Below are 20,369 nucleotides of genomic sequence, written 5' to 3'. Positions count from 1 at the left end.
AGGGGCCGTGGAACCCCGCCCACCCGGAGCGACATCCGGGCCACCGACCTGACCACCACCAGAAAACACAAACCGGTCAGGCCGCCACACGACCCAACCGGCGCTGTGAAAGATCGAGGCTAACTGCCACTGAGCCTTGCCTGAATCGCTACGCTTCCCCGAGTGCCATCGGGCAGTAAGTGCGTGCCATCTTTCCAGCCATTTCCATGCAGGACGCCTTTTCGTAGTGTTCAAGCTGGCGTTCAGCAGAGAGGATCAAGGAAATGGGCAAGCACGAGGGCAAGCCACAGCCGATCAAATCACCCCAGCCCGAGAAGCCAAACCCCGACACTCCTACCAAAGGCGGAGGAAAGCGAGAGAAATGACCGCCGTCGACGACGCCTCCCTGCGCGCCGCACGGCTCATGGAGCGGCTCACCTCATCCGGGCAGCTCCACGACACCTATGTGCGGGAAGCGTTCCGAGACGTCCCCCGCCACCGGTTCGTTCCGCGCATCGCGCTGGCCTGCCCCAACGATCGGGAAGCGCACGTGATCGACAGGGACAGGGATCCGAGCGCATGGTGGGACGCCGTGTACGACGATGCCCCGATCGTCACCCAGCTGGACGACGGGGCGACCGACGTGCATATCGGAAACGGCGACTACACGTCATCGTGTTCGGCCCCGAGCACCGTCGCGTCTCTTCTGGAGTTGGCGGACCTGGAGCGCCATCACCGGGTCTTGGAAATCGGAACCGGTACCGGCTGGACGGCGGCTCTCACCTCGCACATCGTCGGAGAAGGCAGTGTGGTCTCCATCGAGGTGGACGGCGATGTGGCCAAGCAGGCGGCGAGCAACCTGGCGGCCGCCGGGTACGCCCCGAAGCTGCTTATCGGGGACGGTGCCACCCTCCGCCCAGAGGGTGGCCCATTCGACCGGGTTCACGCCACTTGCGCAGTGTCCTGCGTCCCTTATGAGTGGATAGAGCAGACACGACCAGGGGGAACCGTGGTCACCCCCTACAGTCCCGGGTTCGGTTACAGCCACGAACTGCGGCTTGTGGTCAAGCCGGACGGTACGGCGGTAGGCCGGTTCCCCGGCTTTGCTTCTTACATGCTTCTGCGTTCCCAACGCCGCGGCGCGGCCAACGGGCGCGAGTGGGCGGAGCACGACATCACCCGGAGCACGACCCGGATCGACCCGCGCACGATCGCCCATGCCTCCGCCGGAGCCGATCTCGCCGTGTTCGCTCTGACCGGGGTCCACACCCGCACCGAGGCCGACGCCGACGGTTTCACCTTGTGGGTCTTGGACCCCGACGACGCCGGCCGATGGACGGCCGTCAACTACCAGCCCGGCGACGACGAGTACGAGGTACAACAGGCCGGAAACCGGGACCTGTGGGGAGAGGTCACCTCCGCTTACTTCACGTGGGTCGGGTGGGGACAGCCTGACCGTGACCGGTTCGGGATGACCGTCACCCCCGACGGCGAGCGCCTGTGGCTTGACCGCCCCGACGACATCGTCGGCTCGCATCGCTGACGCCACCGGAAAACCGGTTGCCTTCGTTGCTTCGGGGTTCGCAGACTCGTGGGTCGGGTCTTGTGGGGGGAGCGGCGTGGGGCATATCGAGGTCGGCCATGTGGGGCACGTGCTGCCCGATGGGCGGGTGCTGCTCGACGACGTCTCGTTCCGGATCGGGGACGGGGTGACCGCCGCGCTCGTGGGGCCGAACGGGGCGGGCAAGACGACGCTGATGCGGATGATCGCCGGTGATCTGGCACCGCAGGACGGGTCGGTCTCCTCCAGTGGCGGGCTCGGGGTGATGCGGCAGTTCGTCGGGAACGTCCGCGACGAGTCCTCCGTCCAGGACCTGCTGCTCTCGACGGCGGCGCCGCGGCTGCGTGAGGCGGCGGCCGGGCTGGAGGCCGCGGAGCTGGCGATGGTCGAGCGCGAGGACGAGCCGAGCCAGCTGCGCTACGCCAACGCGCTCGCGGCCTGGGGTGACGCGGGCGGCTACGAGGCCGAGGTGCTCTGGGACGCCTGCACCGTGGCGGCGCTGGGCGTGCCGTTCGAGCGGTGCCGGTACCGGCGCGTGGCGACGCTGTCGGGCGGGGAGCAGAAGCGGCTCGTCCTGGAGGCGCTGCTGCGCGGCCCCGACGAGGTGCTGCTGCTGGACGAGCCGGACAACTACCTGGACGTGCCCGGCAAGCGCTGGCTGGAGGAGCGGCTGCGGGAGACGCCCAAGACCGTGCTGCTCGTCTCGCACGACCGCGAGCTGCTGGACCGCGCGGCCGAGCGGATCGTCACGGTCGAGGCCGGGACGGTGTGGGTGCACGGCGGCCGGTTCGCCACGTACGCGCAGGCCCGGCGGGACCGCAACGAGCGGCTGGAGGAGTTGCGGCGGCGCTGGGACGAGGAGCACGCCAAGCTGAAGCGGCTGGTCACCACCCTCAAGCAGAAGGCGGCGTTCAACGACGACATGGCCTCCCGGTACCGGGCGGCGCAGACGCGGCTGCGGCGGTTCGAGGAGGCGGGGCCGCCGGAGGTCCCGCCGCGGGACCAGTCGCTGAAGATGCGGCTGCGCGGCGGCCGGACCGGCAAGCGCGCGGTGATCTGCGAGGGGCTGGAGCTGACCGGGCTGATGCGGCCGTTCGACGCCGAGGTCTGGTACGGGGAGCGGGTGGCCGTGCTGGGGTCCAACGGGTCGGGGAAGTCGCACTTCCTGCGGCTGCTGGCCGGGGAGGACGTGGCGCACACGGGGGTGGCGCGGCTGGGGGCGCGGGTCGTGCCGGGGCTGTTCGCGCAGACGCACGCCCGGCCCGATCTGGAGGGCCGGACGCCGTGCGAGATCGTGATGACCGAGCACGCCCGGCTGCGGAACGAGGCGATGTCGACGCTGGCCCGGTACGAGCTGCAGATGTGCGCGGAGCAGCCGTTCGAGACGCTGTCGGGCGGGCAGCAGGCGCGGTTGCAGATCCTGCTGCTGGAGCTGGGCGGGGCGACGGTGCTGCTGCTGGACGAGCCGACCGACAACCTGGATCTGGCCAGCGCGGAGGCGTTGCAGGAGGGGCTGGAGTCGTACGAGGGGACGGTCCTGGCGGTGACGCACGACCGCTGGTTCGCGCGGTCGTTCGACCGGTTCCTGGTGTTCGGCTCCGACGGGTCGGTGTACGAGCCGCCGGAGCCGGTCTGGGACGAGTCGCGGGTGGTCCGCGCCCGCTGAGTCAGAGGGTCAGGTCGAAGGTGATCTTGACGTCGTCGGCCAGTTTGAGGGCGCCGAAGAAGGCGGAGTAGGGCTTGATCCCCCACCGGGTCTGCTTGACGGTGGCCTCGCCCCGGATCCGGGCGCCCTCGGCGCGGCCCCGGACGGTCAGCGGTTCGGTGTGGCCGGCGACCGTCAGGCGGCCCTCGACGGTGAACTCGGCCGCGGAGCCGGTCGCGGTGGGGGCGGTGAAGGTGATCTCCGGGTGGCGGGCGGCGTCGAGGACCTTGCGGAGGTTCTTGGTGATCTCGGTGCGGTCCTGGTCGGAGAGCGGCAGCACGCCGCCGGTGCCCTCGCGCACCTCCAGGCCCGCCACCGGGACGGTCACCTCGACCGAGCCTCCCTCGGCGTCCGGGATCGTGGTGGCGTCGCCGGGCAGGGTGAGCGTCCCCGACCAGCGGGCGGCCTCGATCGTGAGGTCGTGCCCGGCCCGCCGGCCGAGCCCGCTCCGCCCGGTATTGATCAGCAGCCGCCCGCGGTCGGGGCCCAGCTCGATCGTCGCCATGACGTCACCCTAGACGGGAACCTCTCTCTCAGCGGGCACGTGCGCCCTCCCGGAGGCGTTCGGGGTCCACCTCGCGTTCGGGGATGCGGCGCAGGTACTCGGCCTCCAGGTCGCTCATGCGGCGGGTGTGCTCGGCGAGGGCCTGGTCGGCGGCGTGGCGCAGGGCGTCCATCCTCGTCTCGTACAGGTGCCCCAGTTCGCGCATGAGGTCGTCGTCGCTGAGCTCGGCGGGATCGACTCCGTTCGACATGGTCCTCCTCGTACCCGCTGCGGGGGTGCCAAACATGCCCTTGCGCCCCACCGTTTACCTACCTAGCGTTTGCTACATGACCTTGCCGGCCGACTTCCCGCACGCGCACTTCACCGCCGGGCACCCGCACGAGCTGTACGGGCGGCTCCACACGGCCGGACGGCCCGTCCGGCACCCCGAGGGCTACTGGGTGGTCGGGACGCACGCGGACGCGCGCTCCGTCCTGGCCCGGCCCGAGCTGTTCCGCTCCCGCGACGGCGTCCTGCTGGGCGAGACCGCCGGCACGTACGCGGCACCGCCGACGATCACCCACACCGACCCGCCCGACCACACCCGCTACCGGGGGCTCGTGGCCCCCGCCTTCCGCCCCTCCGTGCTGCGCGGGCTGGAAGGGGACGTGCGGGCCCGGGTCCGGGCGCTGCTGGACGCGCTGGAGCCCGGCCGCCCGTTCGACGCGGTCGCGGACCTGGCCGTGCCGCTGCCGCTCCAGGTGATCTGCCTGCTGCTGGGCATCCCCGAGGACGACTGGGCCCGGTTCCACCGCTGGTCGGAGGCCATCGTGCCCGGCGCCGCCGACGATCTGCCGGAGGAGGAGCGCGCCGCGCTCCGCACCGAGTGCGGCGCCTACCTGCTCGGCACCGCCCACGAGCGCCGCGCGGCCGCCCGCACCGGCGGGGACGTGATCACGCAGCTGGCGCTGGCCGAGCTGGACGGCGACCGGCTCACCGACCTGGAGCTGGTGATGTTCCTGATCCAGCTGCTGGTGGCCGGGAACGAGACCACCCGGCACGCGATCTCCGGCGGCCTGCACGCCCTCGCCGCCCACCCCGAGCAGTGGTCCGCCCTGCGCGCGCGCCACCCGGATCCCACGCTCATGACCACGGCGGTCGAGGAGATCCTGCGCTGGACGTCCCCCGTCGTCTACTTCATGCGAACCGCCGCCGACACCGTCACATTGAGCGGTGTCGAGATCCGGGCGGGCGACCGCCTCATGATCCTGTACGGGGCGGCGGGCCGCGACCCCGCCGCCTACGGCCCCGGCGCGGGCGCCTTCGACATCGCCCGGCGCCCCGACGCGACCGCGCTCGCCTTCGGCTTCGGCCCGCACTTCTGCCTGGGCGCGGCACTGGCCCGGATGGAGATCAGGATGGTCCTGGAGGAGCTCCTGGACCGCGGCCCCACCCGGATCGAGCTCGCCGGGGAGGCCGTCCACACCGGATCCACCGTGGTCACCGGTCTGCGCCGCTGCCCCCTCGCCGTGGCGGCGTAGGCGGGCAGAACACCGCCAGCGCGCCGGACCGCTTGGCGATCCGGACCGCCCGCGGCAGCGAGGTCACCTCGCCGTCCCGGGCCACCCGCAGCCCGCCCTCCGGCGCGACCAGGTCCAACGAACCGGAGTGCCACGCCCGGTAGCCGGGCATCACGTGCAGATGACCGGCCAGCACGGCGGCGAGCGCCCGCAGCCTCGGCACCCGCTCACCGGTGGCGACCAGGCGGATGTCCAGCCGCCCGTCGTCCAGATGGCGGCGCCACGTGGGCGCGGGCCCGCGCGAGCCGTACATGCAGTTGCCCACGAAGCCCAGCCACACCCGGCGGGGCCGCCCGTTCACCAGCAGCGGCACCGGCCGGGAATGCCGGAACGTGCGGGCCGCCGCGACCGCCAGCGCCGGCCACTTGCCCAACCGGCCCTCCAGCCGCTCGCGCCGCTCCACCAGCTCGGTGTAGGCGCCCAGCCCGGCGGTGTTGAGGAAGACCAGTTCCGCCTCCCGGCCCTCGGCGTCCCCGGCCGGGGTGATCACGCCGACGTCGACCCGGCCGAGCCGCCCGCCCCGGTAGGCGGCCACCGCGTCCGCCGCCGTCTCGATGCCCAGCGCCCGCGCGAAGTGGTCGAACGTCCCGCCCGGGATGGTCAGCAGCGGGACGTCGTGCTCCAGCGCCGCCCGCGCGCCCGCGTTGACCGTCCCGTCGCCGCCGATCACCCCGAGCACCTCGGCCCGGGCCGCCGCCTCGCCGAGCGCCTTGTCGACGTCGTCGTCCCGGCCCAGCCGGACGATCGAGGCCGCGGGCAGCTCCCGCCGCAGCACGCCCACCGCGGACTCGACGGAGCCGCGCAGCAGCGGCACCTCCCCGGCGCCCTCGGCCGTACCGGCGCCGCCGTTCACCACGACCACGATCCCCTGCCCGTCCCCGGTGATCGTCACCTTCTCGGTGGCGGTACGGGTGACGCGGGCGACCGGCGGCCGGGCCGGCCACACCAGCCGGGTGCCGAGGGCCGCCAGCACCCCGATCCCCGCCCCGGCCAGCACGTCCCCCGGGTAGTGGGCGCCGGTGTAGATCCGCGCGAACGCCACCGCGCCCGCCGCGGCCCCGACCGGGACGGCGACCGCCCGCGGCGCCTCCATCGCCACCCCCGTCGCGAACGCCGCCGCCGAGGCCGAATGCCCGGACGGGAACGCGTGCGAGGTCGGCAGCTTCCACCGGATGCGGATCGGCGGCACCAGGTCGACCACCGGGCGGGCCCGCCGGAACGCCTGCTTGCCCAGCACGTTCACCACCGGGCTGGCCACCGCGATCCCGATCGACCCGCGCAGCGCCGCGCGCCGCAGCCGGGCGCGCCGGGTCAGCCCCATCGCCCCCGCCGCCGTGAACCACAGCACGCCGTGGTCGGCGGCGCGCGACAGGCGGGGCAGCACGTACTCCAGGCCGGGCAGATGGGTCGAGGCGACCCGGTCGAACGCCCGGCGGTCCAGCCGTCCCAGCGTGCGCAGCGGCCCCTTGCGGTAGACCGCCGGGGTGCGCGGGCGCCCCGCCCCGCCACCCCGCCGGGCGGACATCGCGTAACGAGATGCCAACATTACGCTGGGTCGCCAAGGGCGTCGCGCTTGGTGATCGACATGCATGTCGGGGGTATCCCCAGGAGGTCGGACATGATTCCCCAAAGATCTCAAATCAGCGGTCACATATGGGCGAACGTCCCTCACATATCGTGGACTGCAATAGGCTTCCCGGCATGAGTCACCCGGAACGGCTCAGCGCCTCGGGTGGCGAGCCGGTCGGCACGATCGCGGAGCCTCCTCACATGAACGGCAGGAGCAGCGAATCGCTGGCCGAGTTCGCCGCTCGCCACGGCCTGACCCAGAGCGCGGCGCGCCCCTCGCCGCGCAGGTACGTCCAGGAACTGTGGCAGCGCCGCACGTTCATCTGGGCGTTCGCCTCCGCCAAGACCACCTCGACCTACAGCAGCTCCCGGCTGGGCCAGCTGTGGCAGGTCCTCACCCCCCTCCTCAACGCCGGCGTCTACTACCTGATCTTCGGCGTGCTGATCGGCACCAACCGCGGAATCGACAACTACACCGCCTTCCTGATCACGGGCGTCTTCGTCTTCACGTTCACCCAGCGTTCACTGACGGCGGGCGCCCGCTCGATCGGCAACAACCTGTCGCTGATCCGCGCCCTGCATTTCCCGCGCGCCTCGCTGCCGTTCGCGCACGTGCTGATGGAGCTGCAGCAGCTGCTCATCTCCATGGCGGTGCTGCTGGTGATCGTGGTGGCCACCGGAGAGCCGATCACCTGGCACTGGCTGCTGATGGTGCCGATCCTGCTGCTCCAGCTGCTGTTCAACACCGGCATCAGCCTGGCCATCGCCCGGCTCGGCGCCTTCGTCCGGGACGTGCAGCAGCTGCTGCCGTTCATCACCCGGTCCTGGCTCTACTTCTCCGGGGTCTTCTTCCTGATCCCCGACATGGGCCGCAAGTTCGCCGAGAAGGGCTACCCCTGGGTCGGCAAGATCCTGGAGGCCAACCCGGCGTCGGTGTTCCTGGAACTGATGCGGGCCTCGCTGCTCACCAGCTTCCGCAAGGACGTCCAGCCGTACGACGTCGACTTCGCGCGGCTGTGGCTCTACGCGGTCCTGTGGGCCGTGATCGCCTTCATCGGGGGTTTCTGGTACTTCTACCGTGCGGAGGAGAGGTACGGCCGTGGCTAAGGCGCTCAAGGAGAAGCCCGCGGTGACCGGAGCGACACCCCAGCCCGAGGTGGTCATCGACCCCACCCGGGAGCCGATCGTGGTCGTCGACGGCCTGCACATCGTCTACCGCGTCTACAGCGGCGGCGGGGGCAAGGGCACGGCGGCCAGCGCGCTGCTGCGCATGGTCAAGCGGGAGAACCGGCCGCAGATGAAGGAGGTGCACGCCGTCCGCGGGGTGTCCTTCATCGCCTACCGGGGCGACGCGGTCGGTGTGATCGGCACCAACGGCTCCGGCAAGTCCACCCTGCTCAAGGCCATCGCCGGGCTGCTGCCGCCCGCCCGCGGCGGCGTCTACACCGACGGCCAGCCCTCGCTGCTGGGCGTGAACGCGGCCCTGATGCGCGACCTGTCCGGCTCCCGCAACATCGTCCTGGGCTGCCTGGCCATGGGCCTCACCCAGGAGGAGACCAAGGCCAGGTACGAGGAGATCGTCAAGTTCGCCGATCTCAAGAAGGGCTTCATCGACTACCCGATGTCGACGTACTCGTCGGGGATGGGCGCCCGGCTGCGGTTCGCGATCGCCGCGGCCCGCACCCACGACGTGATGCTCATCGACGAGGCCCTGGCCACCGGCGACGCCAAGTTCAAGAAGCGCAGCAAGGAGAAGATCGACGAGCTGCGGAAGGACGCCGGAGCGGTGTTCCTGGTCGCGCACAACCTGGACGTGATCGAGGAGACCTGCAACCGGGTCATCTGGCTCGACGAGGGACGCGTCAAGATGGACGGCGACCCCCAGGAAGTCCTGCGCGCCTACACCGACGCCACCGGCAAGTAGACGACGACGGAGAGAGCCCCGGGCGCACCACGGTGCGCCCGGGGCTTTCACGTCCGCGGAAGATCCGAACCGGGCGGCGGGGCGGCTGATAGGTATGGGAAGAACAGATCGACTCACTAGGAGGTCACGCCATGGCAGGCAAGCCCCCGCTGCCGCACGAACACCTGCCCGAGGTTCCCTCGTTCACCGTCACCAGCGAGGACGTGACCGAAGGCGAGCAACTCTCGGACAAGCACGTCTTCAACGACTGGGGTTTCAGCGGCGGGAACCTGTCGCCGCAGCTGAGCTGGTCGGGCTTCCCCGCGGAGACCAGGAGCTTCGCGATCACCTGCTTCGACCCCGACGCCCCCACCGGCAGCGGTTTCTGGCACTGGTCGCTGTTCGACGTCCCGGCCGACGTCACGTCGCTGCCGACCGGCGCGGGCGGCGAGGACTCCAAGGTCGGCGTGCAGGCGCGGAACGACTACGGCCTGAAGGCGTTCGGCGGCGCCGCCCCGCCGCCCGGGGACCCGCACCGGTACGTCTTCACCGTCCACGCCCTGGACGTGGAGACGCTGGGCGTCCCCTCGGACGCCGCGCCCGCCGTCGTGGGCTTCAACATCACCGGGCACACGCTGGCGCGGGCGTCGATCGTGCCGGTGTACGGGCACTGAGCATCTCCCTCGTCCGAGGCCGCCGGGTTCCCGACCCGGCGGCCTCTTGCCGGAACGGCAACGCGGTTGGGCGTGGCCGCGTCCGGGGCCGCACGATCGAGGGGAGTTCTGAGGAGGTCCCATTGGCGTTTTCCAAGGCACGGCACCGGCTCGTCGAGGTGCCGAGCGGGCGCGTCCACCTGGTCGAGCAGGGCACGGGCCCGCTGGTCCTGCTGCTGCACGGGTTCCCCGAGTCGTGGTACTCGTGGCGGCACCAGCTCCCGGCGCTCGCGGACGCGGGCTTCCGCGCCGCGGCGATCGACCTGCGCGGGTACGGCCGGTCGTCCAAGCCCCGCGACGTGCGGGACTACCGGATGCTGGCGCACGTCTCCGACAACGTCGCGGTCGTCCGGGCGCTGGGCGAGGAGACCGCGACCGTCGTCGGGCACGACGTGGGCTCCCCGATCGCAGCCGCGAGCGCGCTGCTGCGGCCCGAGGTGTTCACGTCGGTCGCGCTGCTGGGCGTCCCGTACACACCGCCGGGCGGCCCGCGTCCCACCCTCGCGTTCGCGCAGATGGGCGGGGAGGAGGAGTTCTACGTCGCCTACTTCCAGGAGCCCGGACGGGCGGAGGCCGAGATCGAGCCCGACGTCCGCGGCTGGCTCGCGGGCTTCTACGCGGGCGGGGCGCCGACCTTCGTCCCGCCGGGCGGCACGATGCGCGACCGCTTCGCCGGCACCGCGCCGCCCGCCTGGCTCACCGAGGCCGACCTGGACGTGTACGCGGGCGAGTTCGAGCGGACCGGCCTGACCGGCGCGCTGGGCCGCTACCGCAACTTCGACCGGGACTGGGAGGACCTCGCCGCCTGGCGCGGGGCTCCGATCGTCCAGCCGTCGCTGTTCGTGGGCGGGGAGCTCGACCCGTCCACCACCTGGATGGCCGACGCGATCAAGGCGTTCCCCGTCACGCTTCCGGGGCTGGCCGCGTCCCACATCCTGGAGGGCTGCGGCCACTGGGTGCAGCAGGAGCGCCCGGCGGAGGTCAACCGCATCCTCGTCGACTGGCTCCGTCAGGACGCGGCGACGTAAAGGCTCGCGACGGCCAGCGCGAAGTACCCGCCGGGAAAGGCGATATTGCGGTAGACGCGGGCGCGCACATGCGCGACGAGCGCGCCCGCGAAGAACAACACGAGCCCCCCGGCCGCCGCGACGCCGATGTACGGGACGCCCAGGAGCCCGAGCAGCAGCCCGGCCGCCCCGGCCGCCTTCAACGCGCCGAGCACCGGGACCCACGGCTCGGGGACGTCCACCTCGGCCGCGTTGGCGAGCACGAACCGCGCCCGCGCGAAGTCGGCGACGGCCATCCCCGCGTTCGCCAGGATCGTGATGAGCGTGACGACAACCATGCGCTCAGCCTCGCCAGGCCCCGTTCTCGACGTCCAATACACGCATCCATAACCTGGCGGCATGGATGTCGACACACGGTTGCTGCGGTACTTCATCGCGGTCGCGGAGGAAGGGAACCTCACCCGTGCCGCGGAACGGCTGTACGTGTCGCAACCGGCCCTGACCAAACAGATCAGGCAGCTGGAAACACTGCTCGACACGCGCCTGTTCACCCGCTCCCGCTCCGGCATGGCCCTCACCGAACCCGGACGGGCCCTGGCCGCGCGGGTGCCCGCCCTCCTCGCCGACTGGAACCAGGCTCAGCGCGAGACGCGGACCGCGGCCGTCCAGGAGGCCCGCGTACTCCGCGTCGGCTTCCTGGCCAGCGCGGCGAACGAGGCCACCCAGCGCATCATCGCGGAGTTCGCCCGCCGCCGTCCCGGCTGGAGGGCCGACATGCGCCAAGCCGCCTGGTCGAACCCGACCGCCGGCCTCGCCGACGGCGACGTCGACGCCGCCCTCCTCCGGCTCCCCTTCCCGGGCCAGGACGACCTCCGCGTGAAGGTGCTGTTCACCGAGCCCCGCTGGGTCGCACTCCCCTCCGCGCACCCGCTCGCCGAACGCGACGTGATCCCCTTCCGCGACCTGTGGGACGAACCGTACGTGGCGGCCCCGGCCGAAACGACGGAGTGGCGGGACTTCTGGCTGGCCGCCGACGAACGCGACGGCCACCCGGTCCGCGTCGGGGCCGTCACCGACCAGCCCGACGAGTGGCTCAGCGCGATCGCCAACGGCTACGGCATCGCCCTTGCCCCCGAGTCCGCCGCCCGCTTCTACGCACGCCCGGGCGTCACGTACCGGCCCGTCAGCGGCGTGCGCCCCTCCCAGGTGGCCATCGCCTGGTCCCCCGCCGACGACACCAACCCGGTCGTCCAGGACTTCGTCCGCTGCTGCCTGGACGCGGCGACCCCCTGAGACTCACACGAGCTTCCCGAGCACCCCCGACTCGACCACGATGACCGTCCCGATCGCGATGAACACCGCCGGAACGAGCCAGTGCCCGTACCGCTCCACGACCTCGATGACGCGCTTGTGCGACCCCAGCCAGGACGCGACCAGGCACCACACCGCGACCCCGACCGCGAACACCGCGACCGTCACCACCGTGGCCCCGGCCCCGATCGTGCGGAACACCGGCGTGTAGACCGAGATGTTGTCGGCCCCGTTGGCGATGGTGACCCCGGCGACCGCCAGCAGACTCCCCGCGACCGCGGGCGACGAGTCGTCCCCCCGCGCCCGGATCGCCGCGACCAGCCCCCGCACGCCCAGCGCGAACGGCACCAGCCCCAGCAACCCCACCCAGTCGTCGGGAACGACGCTCAGCCCCAGTGCCGCGACCACCGACACCACCACCAGCGCCGCGATCCCCAGGTACTGCCCCGCCCAGACCTGCCACGCCCGCGGACGCCCGTCGGCCCGTCCCGCCAGGAACAGCACCGTCAACACGATGAGGTCGTCGACATTCGTCCCGGCGAACATCCCGACGGCGGCCGCGACCGTCCCGAAAATCCCGTCCATCCCGGCACAACCTACCGATGCCGGGAGGGCCTCCGGCTACGGAGTGACGGCGCCACCCTTGATCCGAGCAACCACGTCCGCGAACACCGCACGCGAAATCACGAGATGACCAGCCGCCGGAGCCTGGGAATCCCGCACCCCGACATGCCCACCAAGCGCGGCGACCTCGACACATTGCCCGTTGCCACCACTGCGGCCGCTCTTACGCCAGCGAACGCCGTCCAGCTCAGGAGAGCTACTCACGAGCGTCTTCCCGTCCGCTCTTGATCCGAGCGACCATATCCGCGAACGCCGCATGCGAGATCGCCAGGTGGCCGGCTCCCGGAGCCTTGGAATCCCGCATCCCGATCTTGCCGCTCACAGCGGCGACCTCGACACACTGGCCGTTCGCACCACTGCGGCTGCTCTTACGCCAGTGAACGCCGCCCTGCTCACGAGAGCTACTCACGAGCGTCTTCCCGTCCGCCCTTGATCCGAGCGACCATGTCCCCGAACGCAGCACGCGAAATCACGAGGTGACCAGCTGCCGGGGCCTTGGAATCCCGCACGCCGACGTGCGCGGCGAGCGCGGCGACCTCGACACATTGCCCGTTGCCGCTGCTCCGGCTGCTCTTACGCCAGCGGACGCCGTGCTTCTCGCGATGGGTGCTCATGAGGCTCCTCCTCTGGACAGCCCGCGCTTCGCAACCGTGGCGACCAGCTCAGCCGAGGCGGAAGGGCTCAGCGCCACGGCGCGAAGATGTTCGCAAACCAGCGTATAACGGCCGGTGTCGACTTCCTCTTCGAGAAAGATGTCACCCGCCTGGCTGTCGATGTACACGACATCAGGCCCGACCGCCTCTGGGAAGCGCATCAACGAGAAAGAGCCGGGCATCCCGACATGCGCGCCCGCCTCGAAAGGGACCACCTGGAAAGTGACGTTCGGCTGCTGGGCAACGTCCAAGAGGTGCTTCAACTGGGCGCGCATGACGTCGGTTCCGCCGACGGCGCGGCGGAGGGCGCCCTCGTCGACGATGCCCCAGAACGTGAGCGGGTCGTCCCCGGCGAGGATCGCCTGTCGCCGCATGCGGGCCTCGACACGGTTCTCCACCTCGTCCTTGGTGGCGTCGGGCAGTGTGCCCTGAATGACCGCGCGGGCGTAGTCCTCGGTCTGGAGCAACCCTGGGACGAACAGGCACTCGTAGTTGAGGACGGCGTTCGCCTCGGTCTCGAACTCGATGTACGAGGCGTAGTGCTCCGGGAGTTCGGACGCGAGGGTGTTCAGCCAGCTCCGCTGCTTGGCGTCCTTGAGCAGGGTGGACAGCTCGGCGCGCTTGGGTTCCGGGGCGCGGTAGACCTCCAGCAGCGTCGCCAGCGTGCGGGGCTGCGGTCGTACGCGGGCGGCCTCGATGCGGTAGAGGGTCGCGGTGTTGATGCCGGTGCGCTCGACGACCTCTTCCCGGGTGAGGTCGGCGTCCTCGCGAAGGCGACGCAGTTCGGCGGCCAGACGGCGCAGGCGGATGGTCGGCGCTGGCTTGCGACCCGGCATGTCATCGACCCTTCCTCAGAGCATTTGCAGTGAAGTTTTATGCATCGGTTGCATCTTCGCCTCTGCTGAGGCACTCTCTGCATAGCTTGGCAGGGTGACGCTGTGAGATCAGGCGATCGCGCAACGTTCTCGAAAATCTCGTACCGGACGCAAGGGGAAGGCGGTGGGCGGGCCGTGGAGATGGTCGTGCTCGGGTCGGTGACGCTGCCCGGAGTCGCGCGGAGCGTGGGCGGGGCGCGGCGGTTCGCCGTCGACGTCCTGGACGGGGACGCGCGGGCCGGGACGGCCGAGCTGCTGATCTCCGAGGCGTGCACCAACAGCGTCCGGCACTCCCGGTCGCGGTCGGGCGGGATGATCACGCTGACGCTGTACGACGCGGCGGGGACGCTGCGGTGCGAGGTGGTCGACGAGGGCGCCGCGACCGTGCCCACCGCGCGGCGGGACGAGGGCGCGCGTGAGCACGGCTACGGCGTTCTGCTGATCGAGTCCCTGGCCGACCGCTGCGGGCACTTCAACGGCGACCGGGGACGCCTTCACGTGTGGTTCGAGCTGGACAAGGGCTGAGTGGCGGGCGCCTCGCCGGGCTTGGCCTTCAGGACCTGGCGGCGGGTGTCGTCCTTGAAGTGCCATGAGAACGAGCCGGGCTTGCGGGCCTCCTCCGCCAGCTCCTTGACCATCTTCTTGATCGCGGTTTCCTTGATCGTCGCGCCGAGCCGGCCACCGATGTAGAACCGGTTCGCGGTGTCGTCCTTGGAGGCGAGCTGTGCGGTGGCGGCGTGCCGGCCCAGGCCGATGCACTGGCCGAAGACTCCCAGGTCGATGGTCGCGGGAAGCTCGCCGGCGATCCGGTCGAGCACCGTGTCAGCGGCGTGCGCGCCCAGCGGCCTGGCGGTCTGGCAGCTCATCCGCAGCGGCAGGTTCGAGGGCGCCGCCGAATCGCCGGCCGCGACGATACGCGGGTCGTCCACGCTGGTCAGGGTCTCGTCGGTGAGCAGGCGGCCCAGGGCGTCGGTGCTCAGCCCGCTGCGGGCGGCCAGGTCCGGCACGCCGAATCCGGCGGTCCAGACGGTCACCTCGCTCGGCAGTTCGCGGCCATCGCCGAGCCGCACGGCATCGCGGGTCACGGCCGTCACCGTCGCGCCGTCGAGCACGGTCACACCGAGCTTGGCCAGCCGCCTGGCGATCGAGCGCCGGCCCCGAGGGTGCAGGTACGGGCCGAGCACCCCGCCGCACAGCAGGGTCACGCGGCGGCCCTGCTCCGCCAGCTCGGCGGCGGTCTCGATGCCGGTCGCACCGGCTCCGACGACCGTCACCGGGGCAGTTTCCGGCGCGGCGGCGACGACCCTGCGCAGCCGCCGCGCCGCCTCCAGGGTGGCGATCGGGTAGGCGAAGTCCGCCGCACCGGGCACGCTCAGGTCGGCGCTGCCACTGCCCACCGCGTAGATCAGGTAGTCGTAGCCGACCGTGCCGCCGGCCACCAACGTCACCTGGCGCCCGGCCGCGTCGATCCGGGTCGCGGTGTCGACCACCAGCCGGACCCCGTCGGCCAGGATCCTCCGGTAGTCGACGACCGCGTCGTGGGTTCCGGCCACCAGCTGGTGCAGGCGGAGCCGCTGGACGAAGTCCGGGCGCGGGTTGATCAGGGTCACGGTCACGTCGTCGCGCTGGGTCAGGCGATTGGCCGCCAGCACGCCGGCGTACCCGCCGCCGATCACGAGCACATCGGTCATGGTGTCTCCTTTTCGAGGCTCGACATGGAGACGCCGCCCGACCGATCGTTGTGACAGCGCGTGAGTCAGATCACTTCACCATCGCGGCGTAGAGGTCGTGGAACGCGGCGTAGTCGGGTTCGCCGAGGTCGGCGCCGTCGAGGTGGGCACCGAACGCGTCGAGGATCCCGTGCCAGCCGGCGGCGTAGTCGACCACCGATTCGGAGCGCAGCGGGCGGTGCAGCAGGACCAGCACGGTGTGCTCGCCGTCGGGGGTGAGCTCCCAGCGGACGGTCGCGGGGGGCTCGCCCGGCCAGGTCCAGGTGTGCTCCAGGCGCCGGGGCGGCTCGACGGCGAGCACCAGGCCGTCGGCCCTGCCCTCGTCGCCGAAGTCGAAGACGACCGCCCCGCCCTCGGTGGCGTCGATCGTCACCCCGGGCATCCAGCTCGCCTGCTGGTCGGGAGAGGTGAGCGCCGCCCAGACCCGTTCGGGCGGGTGCGGGAGCCGTCGTTCGAAGCGGATCTGCCAGTCGCCGTCGGGGCCGGCGCCCAAGGTGCCGCGGCGGTCGGTGGGGATGGGCGGCTGGTCGGGTCCTGCGGTCATTCCGTGTCCTTCGCGATGTCGTTGAGGTGTCGTTCGATGGAGTCCAGCCGGGCCGCCCAGTTGTCGCGGGTGCGTTCGATCCAGGCGCCGGCCTCTTCGAGGGGTGCGGGTTCGAGACGGTAGATGCGCTGCTGCGCGTGGTGGCGCCAGCTCACCAGTCCGGCCTGGCTGAGGACGCGCAGGTGCCGTGAGACGGCTGGGCGGCTGAGGTCGAACTCGGCGGCGAGTTCACCGGCGGGCCGCTCCCGCTCGGCGACGAGTTCGAGCAGGCGCCGCCGCACCGGATCGGCCAGGGCCTCGAAAACACTAGCGGTCACAGGCCCTTTGTAACATCTGGCTTACGTAACACGCAAGTTACAGAGGGGGTCCGGGTGGGCGCGGCCCTTGGTGTAGGCGGCCTCGTAGGCGGGGGTGCCCAGGCGGGTTCGCAGGGCTTCGGAGAGGGCTTGGACGTCGGGGTGGCGGGGGTCTGGGCCGCCGCGTAGCGCGTGTGCGGCGCCCAGGAGTTCGGCGGCCTGGTGGAGTTGGTCTTGGGCGAGCAGGAGTTGGGCTTGGCCGACGGCTATCACGGCGACCATGGGCATGTCGGGCATGGTCGTGGCTAGGGAGAGGGCCTCGCGGAGGTGGCTCTCTGCCGCGGGCAGGTCGCCCTTGGCCGTGGCCAGGTTGCCCTGGGACGTCAGGTAGAGGGCACGGGACGGGGGGTCGTTGGCCTCGGGGGCGGCGAGGGTCAGGTGGCGGGCGGCTTCGTCCAGGTCGCCTCTGTAACGGGCCAGATCGGCCAGGAGGAGGCGGGCCAGGGCGAGGTGGGCGGGCGAGGTGGTTCGGGCCAGGACGGTCTGGAGTTCGGCTTGGGCCTTGGCCAGGTCGCCTGTGTGGACGCGGATCATCGGGAGCCAGAGTTGCTGCTGGTTGTCGGCGCCCAGGTGGTTGATGAGGTTCGTCGATTCTTCGAGGGCGGTGGTCGCGGCGTCGTAGTCGCCTGCGGCCGAGTGGGCGAAGGCCAGTGAGGCCAGGGCTATGGACAGGCCCCAGTGTTCGCCCGACTCGCGGAAGGCGCTGATGGCGTTGTCGAGGTCGCGGCGGCCCTCGGCCGCGTTGCCCGTCCGCGCGCCGTTGAGGAACGAGCGGAGCAGCCACGTGATGGCTCGGGTCCAGGGGCCGGGGTGGGTCAGGTGTTTCTCCAGGGCTTGGACGCCCGCTTGGACGTCGCCTGTGGAGAGTGCTTGGAGGGCGAGGACGTGGGCTCCGGTCGGGTCTCGCGGGGACGGGTCGTCCGGGAAGTCCTTCGCCTGGGCCAGTTCACCGGCGAAGCTCGCGTTGAGGAGGAACCCGGCCAGGGCGCTCAGGCGGCTGCTACTTGTGCCGGGCATTTCCAGGACGGTGCGCAGGCGTCTGACGGCCTCCATGTGGTCGCCGTGGATCGTCCAATAGAGGCTTAGGACCGCACCGAGGCGTACTGCGGAATCGGTGTCTCCGGAGTCGCAGGCATGGCGTAGGGCGGCGAGGAGGTTGTCCCGTTCGGCGTCCAGGCGTTCGAGCCAGTGCGGCTGGTCGGGGCCTCGGAGGTCGGCCTGTTCGGCTAGGGAAAGGAAGCACGAGACGAAGGCTTCCCGGGACGGGAGCAAGCGGTCGGTCTCGGCCAGGCGTTCCAGGCCGTACTCGCGGATGGTGTCCAGCATCCGGTAGCGGGTGCCGTCCAGTTGGAGCAGCGACTTGTCGACCAGGGCGTCCAGGGTTTCCACGGCGATGCCGGTGGACGACGGCGTGAACGTCGTGGGGAAGACCGCCAAGCGTTCGGCGGCGTCGCGCTCGGTGTCGGTGAGGAGGTCCCAGCTCCAGGCGACGACGCCGCGCAGGGTGCGGTGCCTGGGCAGGGCTGTGCGGCTGCCTGCGGTCAGGACGCGGAAGCGGTCGTCCAGGCGGTCGGCCAGGTGGTCCAGGGGCATGGAGCGCAGGCGTGCGGCGGCCAGTTCGATGGCGAGCGGCAGGCCGTCCAGGCGGCGGCAGATGGCGGGCACCCGGGGGTCGAAGGTGAATCCGTGGCTGGCGGCCCTGGCGCGGTCCATGAAGAGGCGGGTCGCCGGGTCTCCGGCCAGCAGCGGGACGGGGTAGACGGTCTCACCCGCGATGGCGAGGGGTTCGCGGCTGGTCGCCAGGACGGTGAGGTCGGGGCAGCGTCCCAGCAGGTCGTCCACGAGCCGGGCCGCGGCGTCGAGCACGTGTTCGCAGTTGTCCAGGATGATCAGGTTCCGGGAGGTGGAGAGCGCACCGGCCAGGCGGAGCACGACGTCGGCGGACCGGCCGGGTTCGTGGAGGTCGAGGGCCGCGGTGACCGCGTACGGGACCTCGGCCGGGTCGGTCACGGGTGCCAGCTCCACGAGCCAGGCGCCGGTGGCGACGGTGGTGGCGAGGCGGGTCTTCCCCACTCCGCCGGGGCCGACGAGGGTGACGAGGCGGTTGTCGGCGAGGAGGGCCTTCAGCTGGGCTCGCTCCTGTTCGCGGCCGACGAAGCTTGTGAGGGGTGCGCGCAGGTTGCCCGTGGGCGGCGCCTTGTTCTGCAGGACGGTGCGGTGGAGGTCCTGGAGCCTGGGGCTCGGGTCCGCGCCCAGTTCGTCGGCCAGGAAACGCCTGTAGTCCTCGTAGGCGGTGAGGGCCTCGGGTTGCCTGCCGTCCGCGTGCAGGGCTTGGACGAGCAGGTACCGGAGTCGCTCACGGTAGGGGTGGGCGGCCGTCAGTTCCTCCAGCTCCGCCGTAAGGGAGGACGGGGCGACCCCAACACGCAGGGAGGCGTCCAGGCGGTCCTCAAGAGCGTTCAGGCGCAGCTCATTCAGCCGTAGAGCGGCGTTGGCGGCGAAGGGCATACGTGGAGCCGCGTCGGCCAGTGCCTCGCCCCTCCACAACACCAGCGCCTCCTGGAGGAAGTCCAGAGCCGCCGTGGGCCTGCTCTGGCGAAGGCTGTCGCGCCCCTTGCCCGCGAGGCTCTCGAAACGCTGGGCGTCCACCGACTCGGGCGGGACGTCCAGGCAGTAGCCCGCGGGCAGGGAACGCAGCGCCGTCTCTTGGGGGAGGGCACGGCGGAGTCTGGCGACCAGGGAATGCAGCGCGTGAGCCGGATTGCCGGGGCTGCCCTCAGAGGACGGCCAGAGCGCGTGGCAGAGCGCATCGGTCGTGACGACGCGCCCCGCGTCCAGGGCCAGCCGGATCAGCAGCGCGCGAAGCCGCGCCCCGCCGATCCGGGCGATGGTGCCGTCGTCGTCCGTGACCTGGAGGGGGCCCAGGATGCCAACGCGCATGAGCCCACTGTGCCACCGGCTCAACCGGTACCGGCGGCCGCCTTCTCCTTCTTGGCGATGAACTCCGTACGGCAGCCCTCGCAGCAGAAGCCGTAGAGCGTCCCCTCGTACTCCAGGGTCGGGGCCTTGTCGGGCTCAACGAGCATGCCGCACATGGGGTCGAGGAGCGCCTTGCCCGCGGCGTAGGCATATTTCAGGGGGTCGTTCATCATCTCGACGAGTTCGGTGGAGGTCTTCGCCTCCCCCCGGACGCCGATGCTTCCTTCCGGAACGCCCAAGACGTGCACCTGGACGGCGGCCCCCGGGTCCACGTCCGTGATCGCCTTGGTGAAGGCGCCGATGATGTGCCCGCTGGTGTCCTTGCGCCAGGGCCCCGGTGCGTGGACGCGGACCATGTAGGGCGTCGGGTCGTCCGCCAGGCGGTCCCCCACCACCCACGTCTCCGGCCGGTGCACGACGACGTGGAACTGGGACGCGAAGATGTCGGCGGCCGGTCCCGCCATCCCCTCCTCCCCGTCGCCGGTCATGAGGCCCAGCAGGCTTTGCGCCAGCTGCCGGCACCGGTCGGCGTCGAGGGCGTCCCGAGGTACGAAGATTTCGATGAACAGCATGCGGGCCACGCTGCCCGCGCCGTCTGTCAGATCGCTCACAGCCGGCTGCCGGACGGAGGTCCCGGCCGGGCGGGCGCACCCGGCCGGGGTCTACGTCAGGACTGCCAGGGGAAGCGGTCGGCGAAGGCGGGTTTGAGGTCGTCCAGCCAGACCGCCTCGGGGTCGTACTTGGCGAAGAAGGGCTTGCCGACCAGGTCGGAATCGCGGCACTGGATGAAGTGCAG

At 71.4% G+C, this 20,369-nt stretch carries 23 protein-coding genes and 1 pseudogene; 9 read left to right on the top strand and 15 right to left on the bottom strand.

What is annotated here, in order from left to right:
* Positions 1-361 precede the first annotated feature (361 nt).
* Positions 362-1,522: a methyltransferase domain-containing protein gene (locus ACFPZN_RS52605; protein WP_378292270.1), complete on the top strand. Its 1,161-nt coding sequence runs from the start codon at positions 362-364 to the stop codon at positions 1,520-1,522.
* Positions 1,523-1,598: 76 nt separating this feature from the next.
* On the top strand, positions 1,599-3,206 hold the full coding sequence (locus ACFPZN_RS52600; protein WP_378292268.1) for an ABC-F family ATP-binding cassette domain-containing protein: 1,608 nt from the start codon (positions 1,599-1,601) through the stop codon (positions 3,204-3,206).
* A gap of 1 nt (position 3,207) precedes the next feature.
* On the opposite strand, the gene ACFPZN_RS52595 is transcribed toward ACFPZN_RS52600, so the two are convergent.
* Entirely contained in the window at positions 3,208-3,750 is a 543-nt protein-coding gene (locus ACFPZN_RS52595) for a YceI family protein (protein ID WP_378292266.1), read from the bottom strand.
* A 28-nt stretch (positions 3,751-3,778) separates the two neighbouring features.
* Positions 3,779-4,000 (bottom strand): DUF6158 family protein, encoded by a 222-nt coding sequence (locus tag ACFPZN_RS52590; RefSeq protein ID WP_378292264.1) that lies wholly within the window; start codon positions 3,998-4,000, stop codon positions 3,779-3,781.
* Between the two features lie 76 nt (positions 4,001-4,076).
* Here ACFPZN_RS52590 and ACFPZN_RS52585 point away from each other — a divergent pair, with 76 nt between their 5' ends.
* Positions 4,077-5,270 (top strand): cytochrome P450, encoded by a 1,194-nt coding sequence (locus tag ACFPZN_RS52585; RefSeq protein WP_378292262.1) that lies wholly within the window; start codon positions 4,077-4,079, stop codon positions 5,268-5,270.
* Here the strand turns inward: ACFPZN_RS52585 and ACFPZN_RS52580 are convergent.
* Positions 5,230-6,834 (bottom strand): bifunctional phosphatase PAP2/diacylglycerol kinase family protein, encoded by a 1,605-nt coding sequence (locus tag ACFPZN_RS52580; RefSeq protein ID WP_378292261.1) that lies wholly within the window; start codon positions 6,832-6,834, stop codon positions 5,230-5,232. The two genes, ACFPZN_RS52585 and ACFPZN_RS52580, sit on opposite strands and share 41 nt — an antisense overlap.
* A 176-nt stretch (positions 6,835-7,010) precedes the next feature.
* Here ACFPZN_RS52580 and ACFPZN_RS52575 point away from each other — a divergent pair, with 176 nt between their 5' ends.
* The 4 genes from ACFPZN_RS52575 to ACFPZN_RS52560 all read left to right on the top strand — a co-directional run bounded on the left by ACFPZN_RS52575 (position 7,011) and on the right by ACFPZN_RS52560 (position 10,522).
* Positions 7,011-7,985 (top strand): ABC transporter permease, encoded by a 975-nt coding sequence (locus ACFPZN_RS52575; RefSeq protein WP_378292259.1) that lies wholly within the window; start codon positions 7,011-7,013, stop codon positions 7,983-7,985.
* Positions 7,978-8,802 (top strand): ABC transporter ATP-binding protein, encoded by an 825-nt coding sequence (locus ACFPZN_RS52570; protein WP_378292258.1) that lies wholly within the window; start codon positions 7,978-7,980, stop codon positions 8,800-8,802. The genes ACFPZN_RS52575 and ACFPZN_RS52570 overlap by 8 nt, the downstream gene beginning before the upstream one ends.
* A 131-nt stretch (positions 8,803-8,933) precedes the next feature.
* On the top strand, positions 8,934-9,455 hold the full coding sequence (locus ACFPZN_RS52565) for a YbhB/YbcL family Raf kinase inhibitor-like protein (protein ID WP_378292257.1): 522 nt from the start codon (positions 8,934-8,936) through the stop codon (positions 9,453-9,455).
* A 122-nt stretch (positions 9,456-9,577) separates the two neighbouring features.
* The gene (locus tag ACFPZN_RS52560; RefSeq protein ID WP_378292256.1) at positions 9,578-10,522 is read left to right on the top strand and encodes an alpha/beta fold hydrolase; all 945 of its coding nucleotides are present in this window, start codon (positions 9,578-9,580) and stop codon (positions 10,520-10,522) included.
* Here ACFPZN_RS52560 and ACFPZN_RS52555 read toward each other — a convergent pair.
* On the bottom strand, positions 10,504-10,839 hold the full coding sequence (locus ACFPZN_RS52555; RefSeq protein ID WP_378292255.1) for a DoxX family protein: 336 nt from the start codon (positions 10,837-10,839) through the stop codon (positions 10,504-10,506). The genes ACFPZN_RS52560 and ACFPZN_RS52555 overlap by 19 nt on opposite strands.
* 61 nt (positions 10,840-10,900) lie before the next feature.
* On the opposite strand from ACFPZN_RS52555, the gene ACFPZN_RS52550 reads away from it, so the two are divergent.
* Positions 10,901-11,794 (top strand): LysR family transcriptional regulator, encoded by an 894-nt coding sequence (locus tag ACFPZN_RS52550; protein ID WP_378292254.1) that lies wholly within the window; start codon positions 10,901-10,903, stop codon positions 11,792-11,794.
* Between the two features lie 3 nt (positions 11,795-11,797).
* Here ACFPZN_RS52550 and ACFPZN_RS52545 read toward each other — a convergent pair whose 3' ends face one another.
* The 5 genes from ACFPZN_RS52545 to ACFPZN_RS52525 are packed head-to-tail and all read right to left on the bottom strand — an operon-like array spanning position 11,798 to position 13,925.
* Complete coding sequence (locus ACFPZN_RS52545; protein ID WP_378292252.1) at positions 11,798-12,397, bottom strand: cadmium resistance transporter; 600 nt, start codon at positions 12,395-12,397, stop codon at positions 11,798-11,800.
* Positions 12,398-12,433: 36 nt separating this feature from the next.
* Positions 12,434-12,694 carry a DUF397 domain-containing protein gene (locus ACFPZN_RS52540; RefSeq protein WP_378292250.1) on the bottom strand — a complete coding sequence of 87 codons (261 nt, stop codon included), beginning with the start codon at positions 12,692-12,694 and terminating at the stop codon, positions 12,434-12,436.
* Entirely contained in the window at positions 12,633-12,845 is a 213-nt protein-coding gene (locus ACFPZN_RS52535) for a DUF397 domain-containing protein (RefSeq protein ID WP_378292248.1), read from the bottom strand. Before ACFPZN_RS52535 ends, ACFPZN_RS52540 begins: the two co-directional genes overlap by 62 nt.
* Positions 12,838-13,050 (bottom strand): DUF397 domain-containing protein, encoded by a 213-nt coding sequence (locus ACFPZN_RS52530; protein WP_378292246.1) that lies wholly within the window; start codon positions 13,048-13,050, stop codon positions 12,838-12,840. The genes ACFPZN_RS52535 and ACFPZN_RS52530 overlap by 8 nt, the downstream gene beginning before the upstream one ends.
* Positions 13,047-13,925, bottom strand: coding sequence for a helix-turn-helix domain-containing protein (locus tag ACFPZN_RS52525; protein ID WP_378292243.1), 879 nt, complete (start codon positions 13,923-13,925; stop codon positions 13,047-13,049). The genes ACFPZN_RS52530 and ACFPZN_RS52525 overlap by 4 nt, the downstream gene beginning before the upstream one ends.
* A 180-nt stretch (positions 13,926-14,105) precedes the next feature.
* Here ACFPZN_RS52525 and ACFPZN_RS52520 point away from each other — a divergent pair, with 180 nt between their 5' ends.
* Complete coding sequence (locus tag ACFPZN_RS52520) at positions 14,106-14,489, top strand: ATP-binding protein (RefSeq protein WP_378292272.1); 384 nt, start codon at positions 14,106-14,108, stop codon at positions 14,487-14,489.
* Here the strand turns inward: ACFPZN_RS52520 and ACFPZN_RS52515 are convergent.
* From ACFPZN_RS52515 to ACFPZN_RS52490, 6 genes and pseudogenes are all read right to left on the bottom strand, one after another.
* The gene (locus ACFPZN_RS52515) at positions 14,459-15,655 is read right to left on the bottom strand and encodes an NAD(P)/FAD-dependent oxidoreductase (protein WP_378292241.1); all 1,197 of its coding nucleotides are present in this window, start codon (positions 15,653-15,655) and stop codon (positions 14,459-14,461) included. The two genes, ACFPZN_RS52520 and ACFPZN_RS52515, sit on opposite strands and share 31 nt — an antisense overlap.
* A gap of 70 nt (positions 15,656-15,725) precedes the next feature.
* The gene (locus tag ACFPZN_RS52510; RefSeq protein WP_378292239.1) at positions 15,726-16,238 is read right to left on the bottom strand and encodes an SRPBCC family protein; all 513 of its coding nucleotides are present in this window, start codon (positions 16,236-16,238) and stop codon (positions 15,726-15,728) included.
* Positions 16,235-16,555 (bottom strand): ArsR/SmtB family transcription factor, encoded by a 321-nt coding sequence (locus tag ACFPZN_RS52505; protein WP_378292237.1) that lies wholly within the window; start codon positions 16,553-16,555, stop codon positions 16,235-16,237. Before ACFPZN_RS52505 ends, ACFPZN_RS52510 begins: the two co-directional genes overlap by 4 nt.
* Before the next feature lie 21 nt (positions 16,556-16,576).
* Complete coding sequence (locus tag ACFPZN_RS52500; RefSeq protein ID WP_378292235.1) at positions 16,577-19,534, bottom strand: BTAD domain-containing putative transcriptional regulator; 2,958 nt, start codon at positions 19,532-19,534, stop codon at positions 16,577-16,579.
* Between the two features lie 20 nt (positions 19,535-19,554).
* The gene (locus ACFPZN_RS52495) at positions 19,555-20,145 is read right to left on the bottom strand and encodes a YHS domain-containing protein (RefSeq protein ID WP_378292233.1); all 591 of its coding nucleotides are present in this window, start codon (positions 20,143-20,145) and stop codon (positions 19,555-19,557) included.
* Positions 20,146-20,240: 95 nt separating this feature from the next.
* Positions 20,241-20,369: pseudogene (locus ACFPZN_RS52490) on the bottom strand (lysine 2,3-aminomutase); the annotation flags it as partial.

Origin of the sequence: Actinomadura rugatobispora (genome assembly GCF_042656285.1) — a bacterium.
GTDB lineage: Bacteria > Actinomycetota > Actinomycetes > Streptosporangiales > Streptosporangiaceae > Spirillospora > Spirillospora rugatobispora.
This window is presented reverse-complemented; position numbering and strand designations above follow the sequence as displayed.

Bases quoted from the DNA above. Each gene is read 5' to 3' on its own strand.
- ACFPZN_RS52540 (WP_378292250.1), bottom strand. From the start codon at position 12,694: ATGCGGCGTTCGCGGATATGGTCGCTCGGATCAAGAGCGGACGGGAAG.
- ACFPZN_RS52550 (WP_378292254.1), top strand. From the start codon at position 10,901: ATGGATGTCGACACACGGTTGCTGCGGTACTTCATCGCGGTCGCGGAG.
- ACFPZN_RS52565 (WP_378292257.1), top strand. From the start codon at position 8,934: ATGGCAGGCAAGCCCCCGCTGCCGCACGAACACCTGCCCGAGGTTCCC.
- ACFPZN_RS52545 (WP_378292252.1), bottom strand. From the start codon at position 12,397: ATGGACGGGATTTTCGGGACGGTCGCGGCCGCCGTCGGGATGTTCGCC.
- ACFPZN_RS52500 (WP_378292235.1), bottom strand. From the start codon at position 19,534: ATGCGCGTTGGCATCCTGGGCCCCCTCCAGGTCACGGACGACGACGGC.
- ACFPZN_RS52585 (WP_378292262.1), top strand. From the start codon at position 4,077: ATGACCTTGCCGGCCGACTTCCCGCACGCGCACTTCACCGCCGGGCAC.
- ACFPZN_RS52510 (WP_378292239.1), bottom strand. From the start codon at position 16,238: ATGACCGCAGGACCCGACCAGCCGCCCATCCCCACCGACCGCCGCGGC.
- ACFPZN_RS52580 (WP_378292261.1), bottom strand. From the start codon at position 6,834: ATGTCCGCCCGGCGGGGTGGCGGGGCGGGGCGCCCGCGCACCCCGGCG.
- ACFPZN_RS52515 (WP_378292241.1), bottom strand. From the start codon at position 15,655: ATGACCGATGTGCTCGTGATCGGCGGCGGGTACGCCGGCGTGCTGGCG.
- ACFPZN_RS52520 (WP_378292272.1), top strand. From the start codon at position 14,106: ATGGTCGTGCTCGGGTCGGTGACGCTGCCCGGAGTCGCGCGGAGCGTG.
- ACFPZN_RS52590 (WP_378292264.1), bottom strand. From the start codon at position 4,000: ATGTCGAACGGAGTCGATCCCGCCGAGCTCAGCGACGACGACCTCATG.
- ACFPZN_RS52555 (WP_378292255.1), bottom strand. From the start codon at position 10,839: ATGGTTGTCGTCACGCTCATCACGATCCTGGCGAACGCGGGGATGGCC.
- ACFPZN_RS52605 (WP_378292270.1), top strand. From the start codon at position 362: ATGACCGCCGTCGACGACGCCTCCCTGCGCGCCGCACGGCTCATGGAG.
- ACFPZN_RS52495 (WP_378292233.1), bottom strand. From the start codon at position 20,145: ATGCTGTTCATCGAAATCTTCGTACCTCGGGACGCCCTCGACGCCGAC.
- ACFPZN_RS52530 (WP_378292246.1), bottom strand. From the start codon at position 13,050: ATGAGCACCCATCGCGAGAAGCACGGCGTCCGCTGGCGTAAGAGCAGC.
- ACFPZN_RS52595 (WP_378292266.1), bottom strand. From the start codon at position 3,750: ATGGCGACGATCGAGCTGGGCCCCGACCGCGGGCGGCTGCTGATCAAT.
- ACFPZN_RS52575 (WP_378292259.1), top strand. From the start codon at position 7,011: ATGAGTCACCCGGAACGGCTCAGCGCCTCGGGTGGCGAGCCGGTCGGC.
- ACFPZN_RS52525 (WP_378292243.1), bottom strand. From the start codon at position 13,925: ATGCCGGGTCGCAAGCCAGCGCCGACCATCCGCCTGCGCCGTCTGGCC.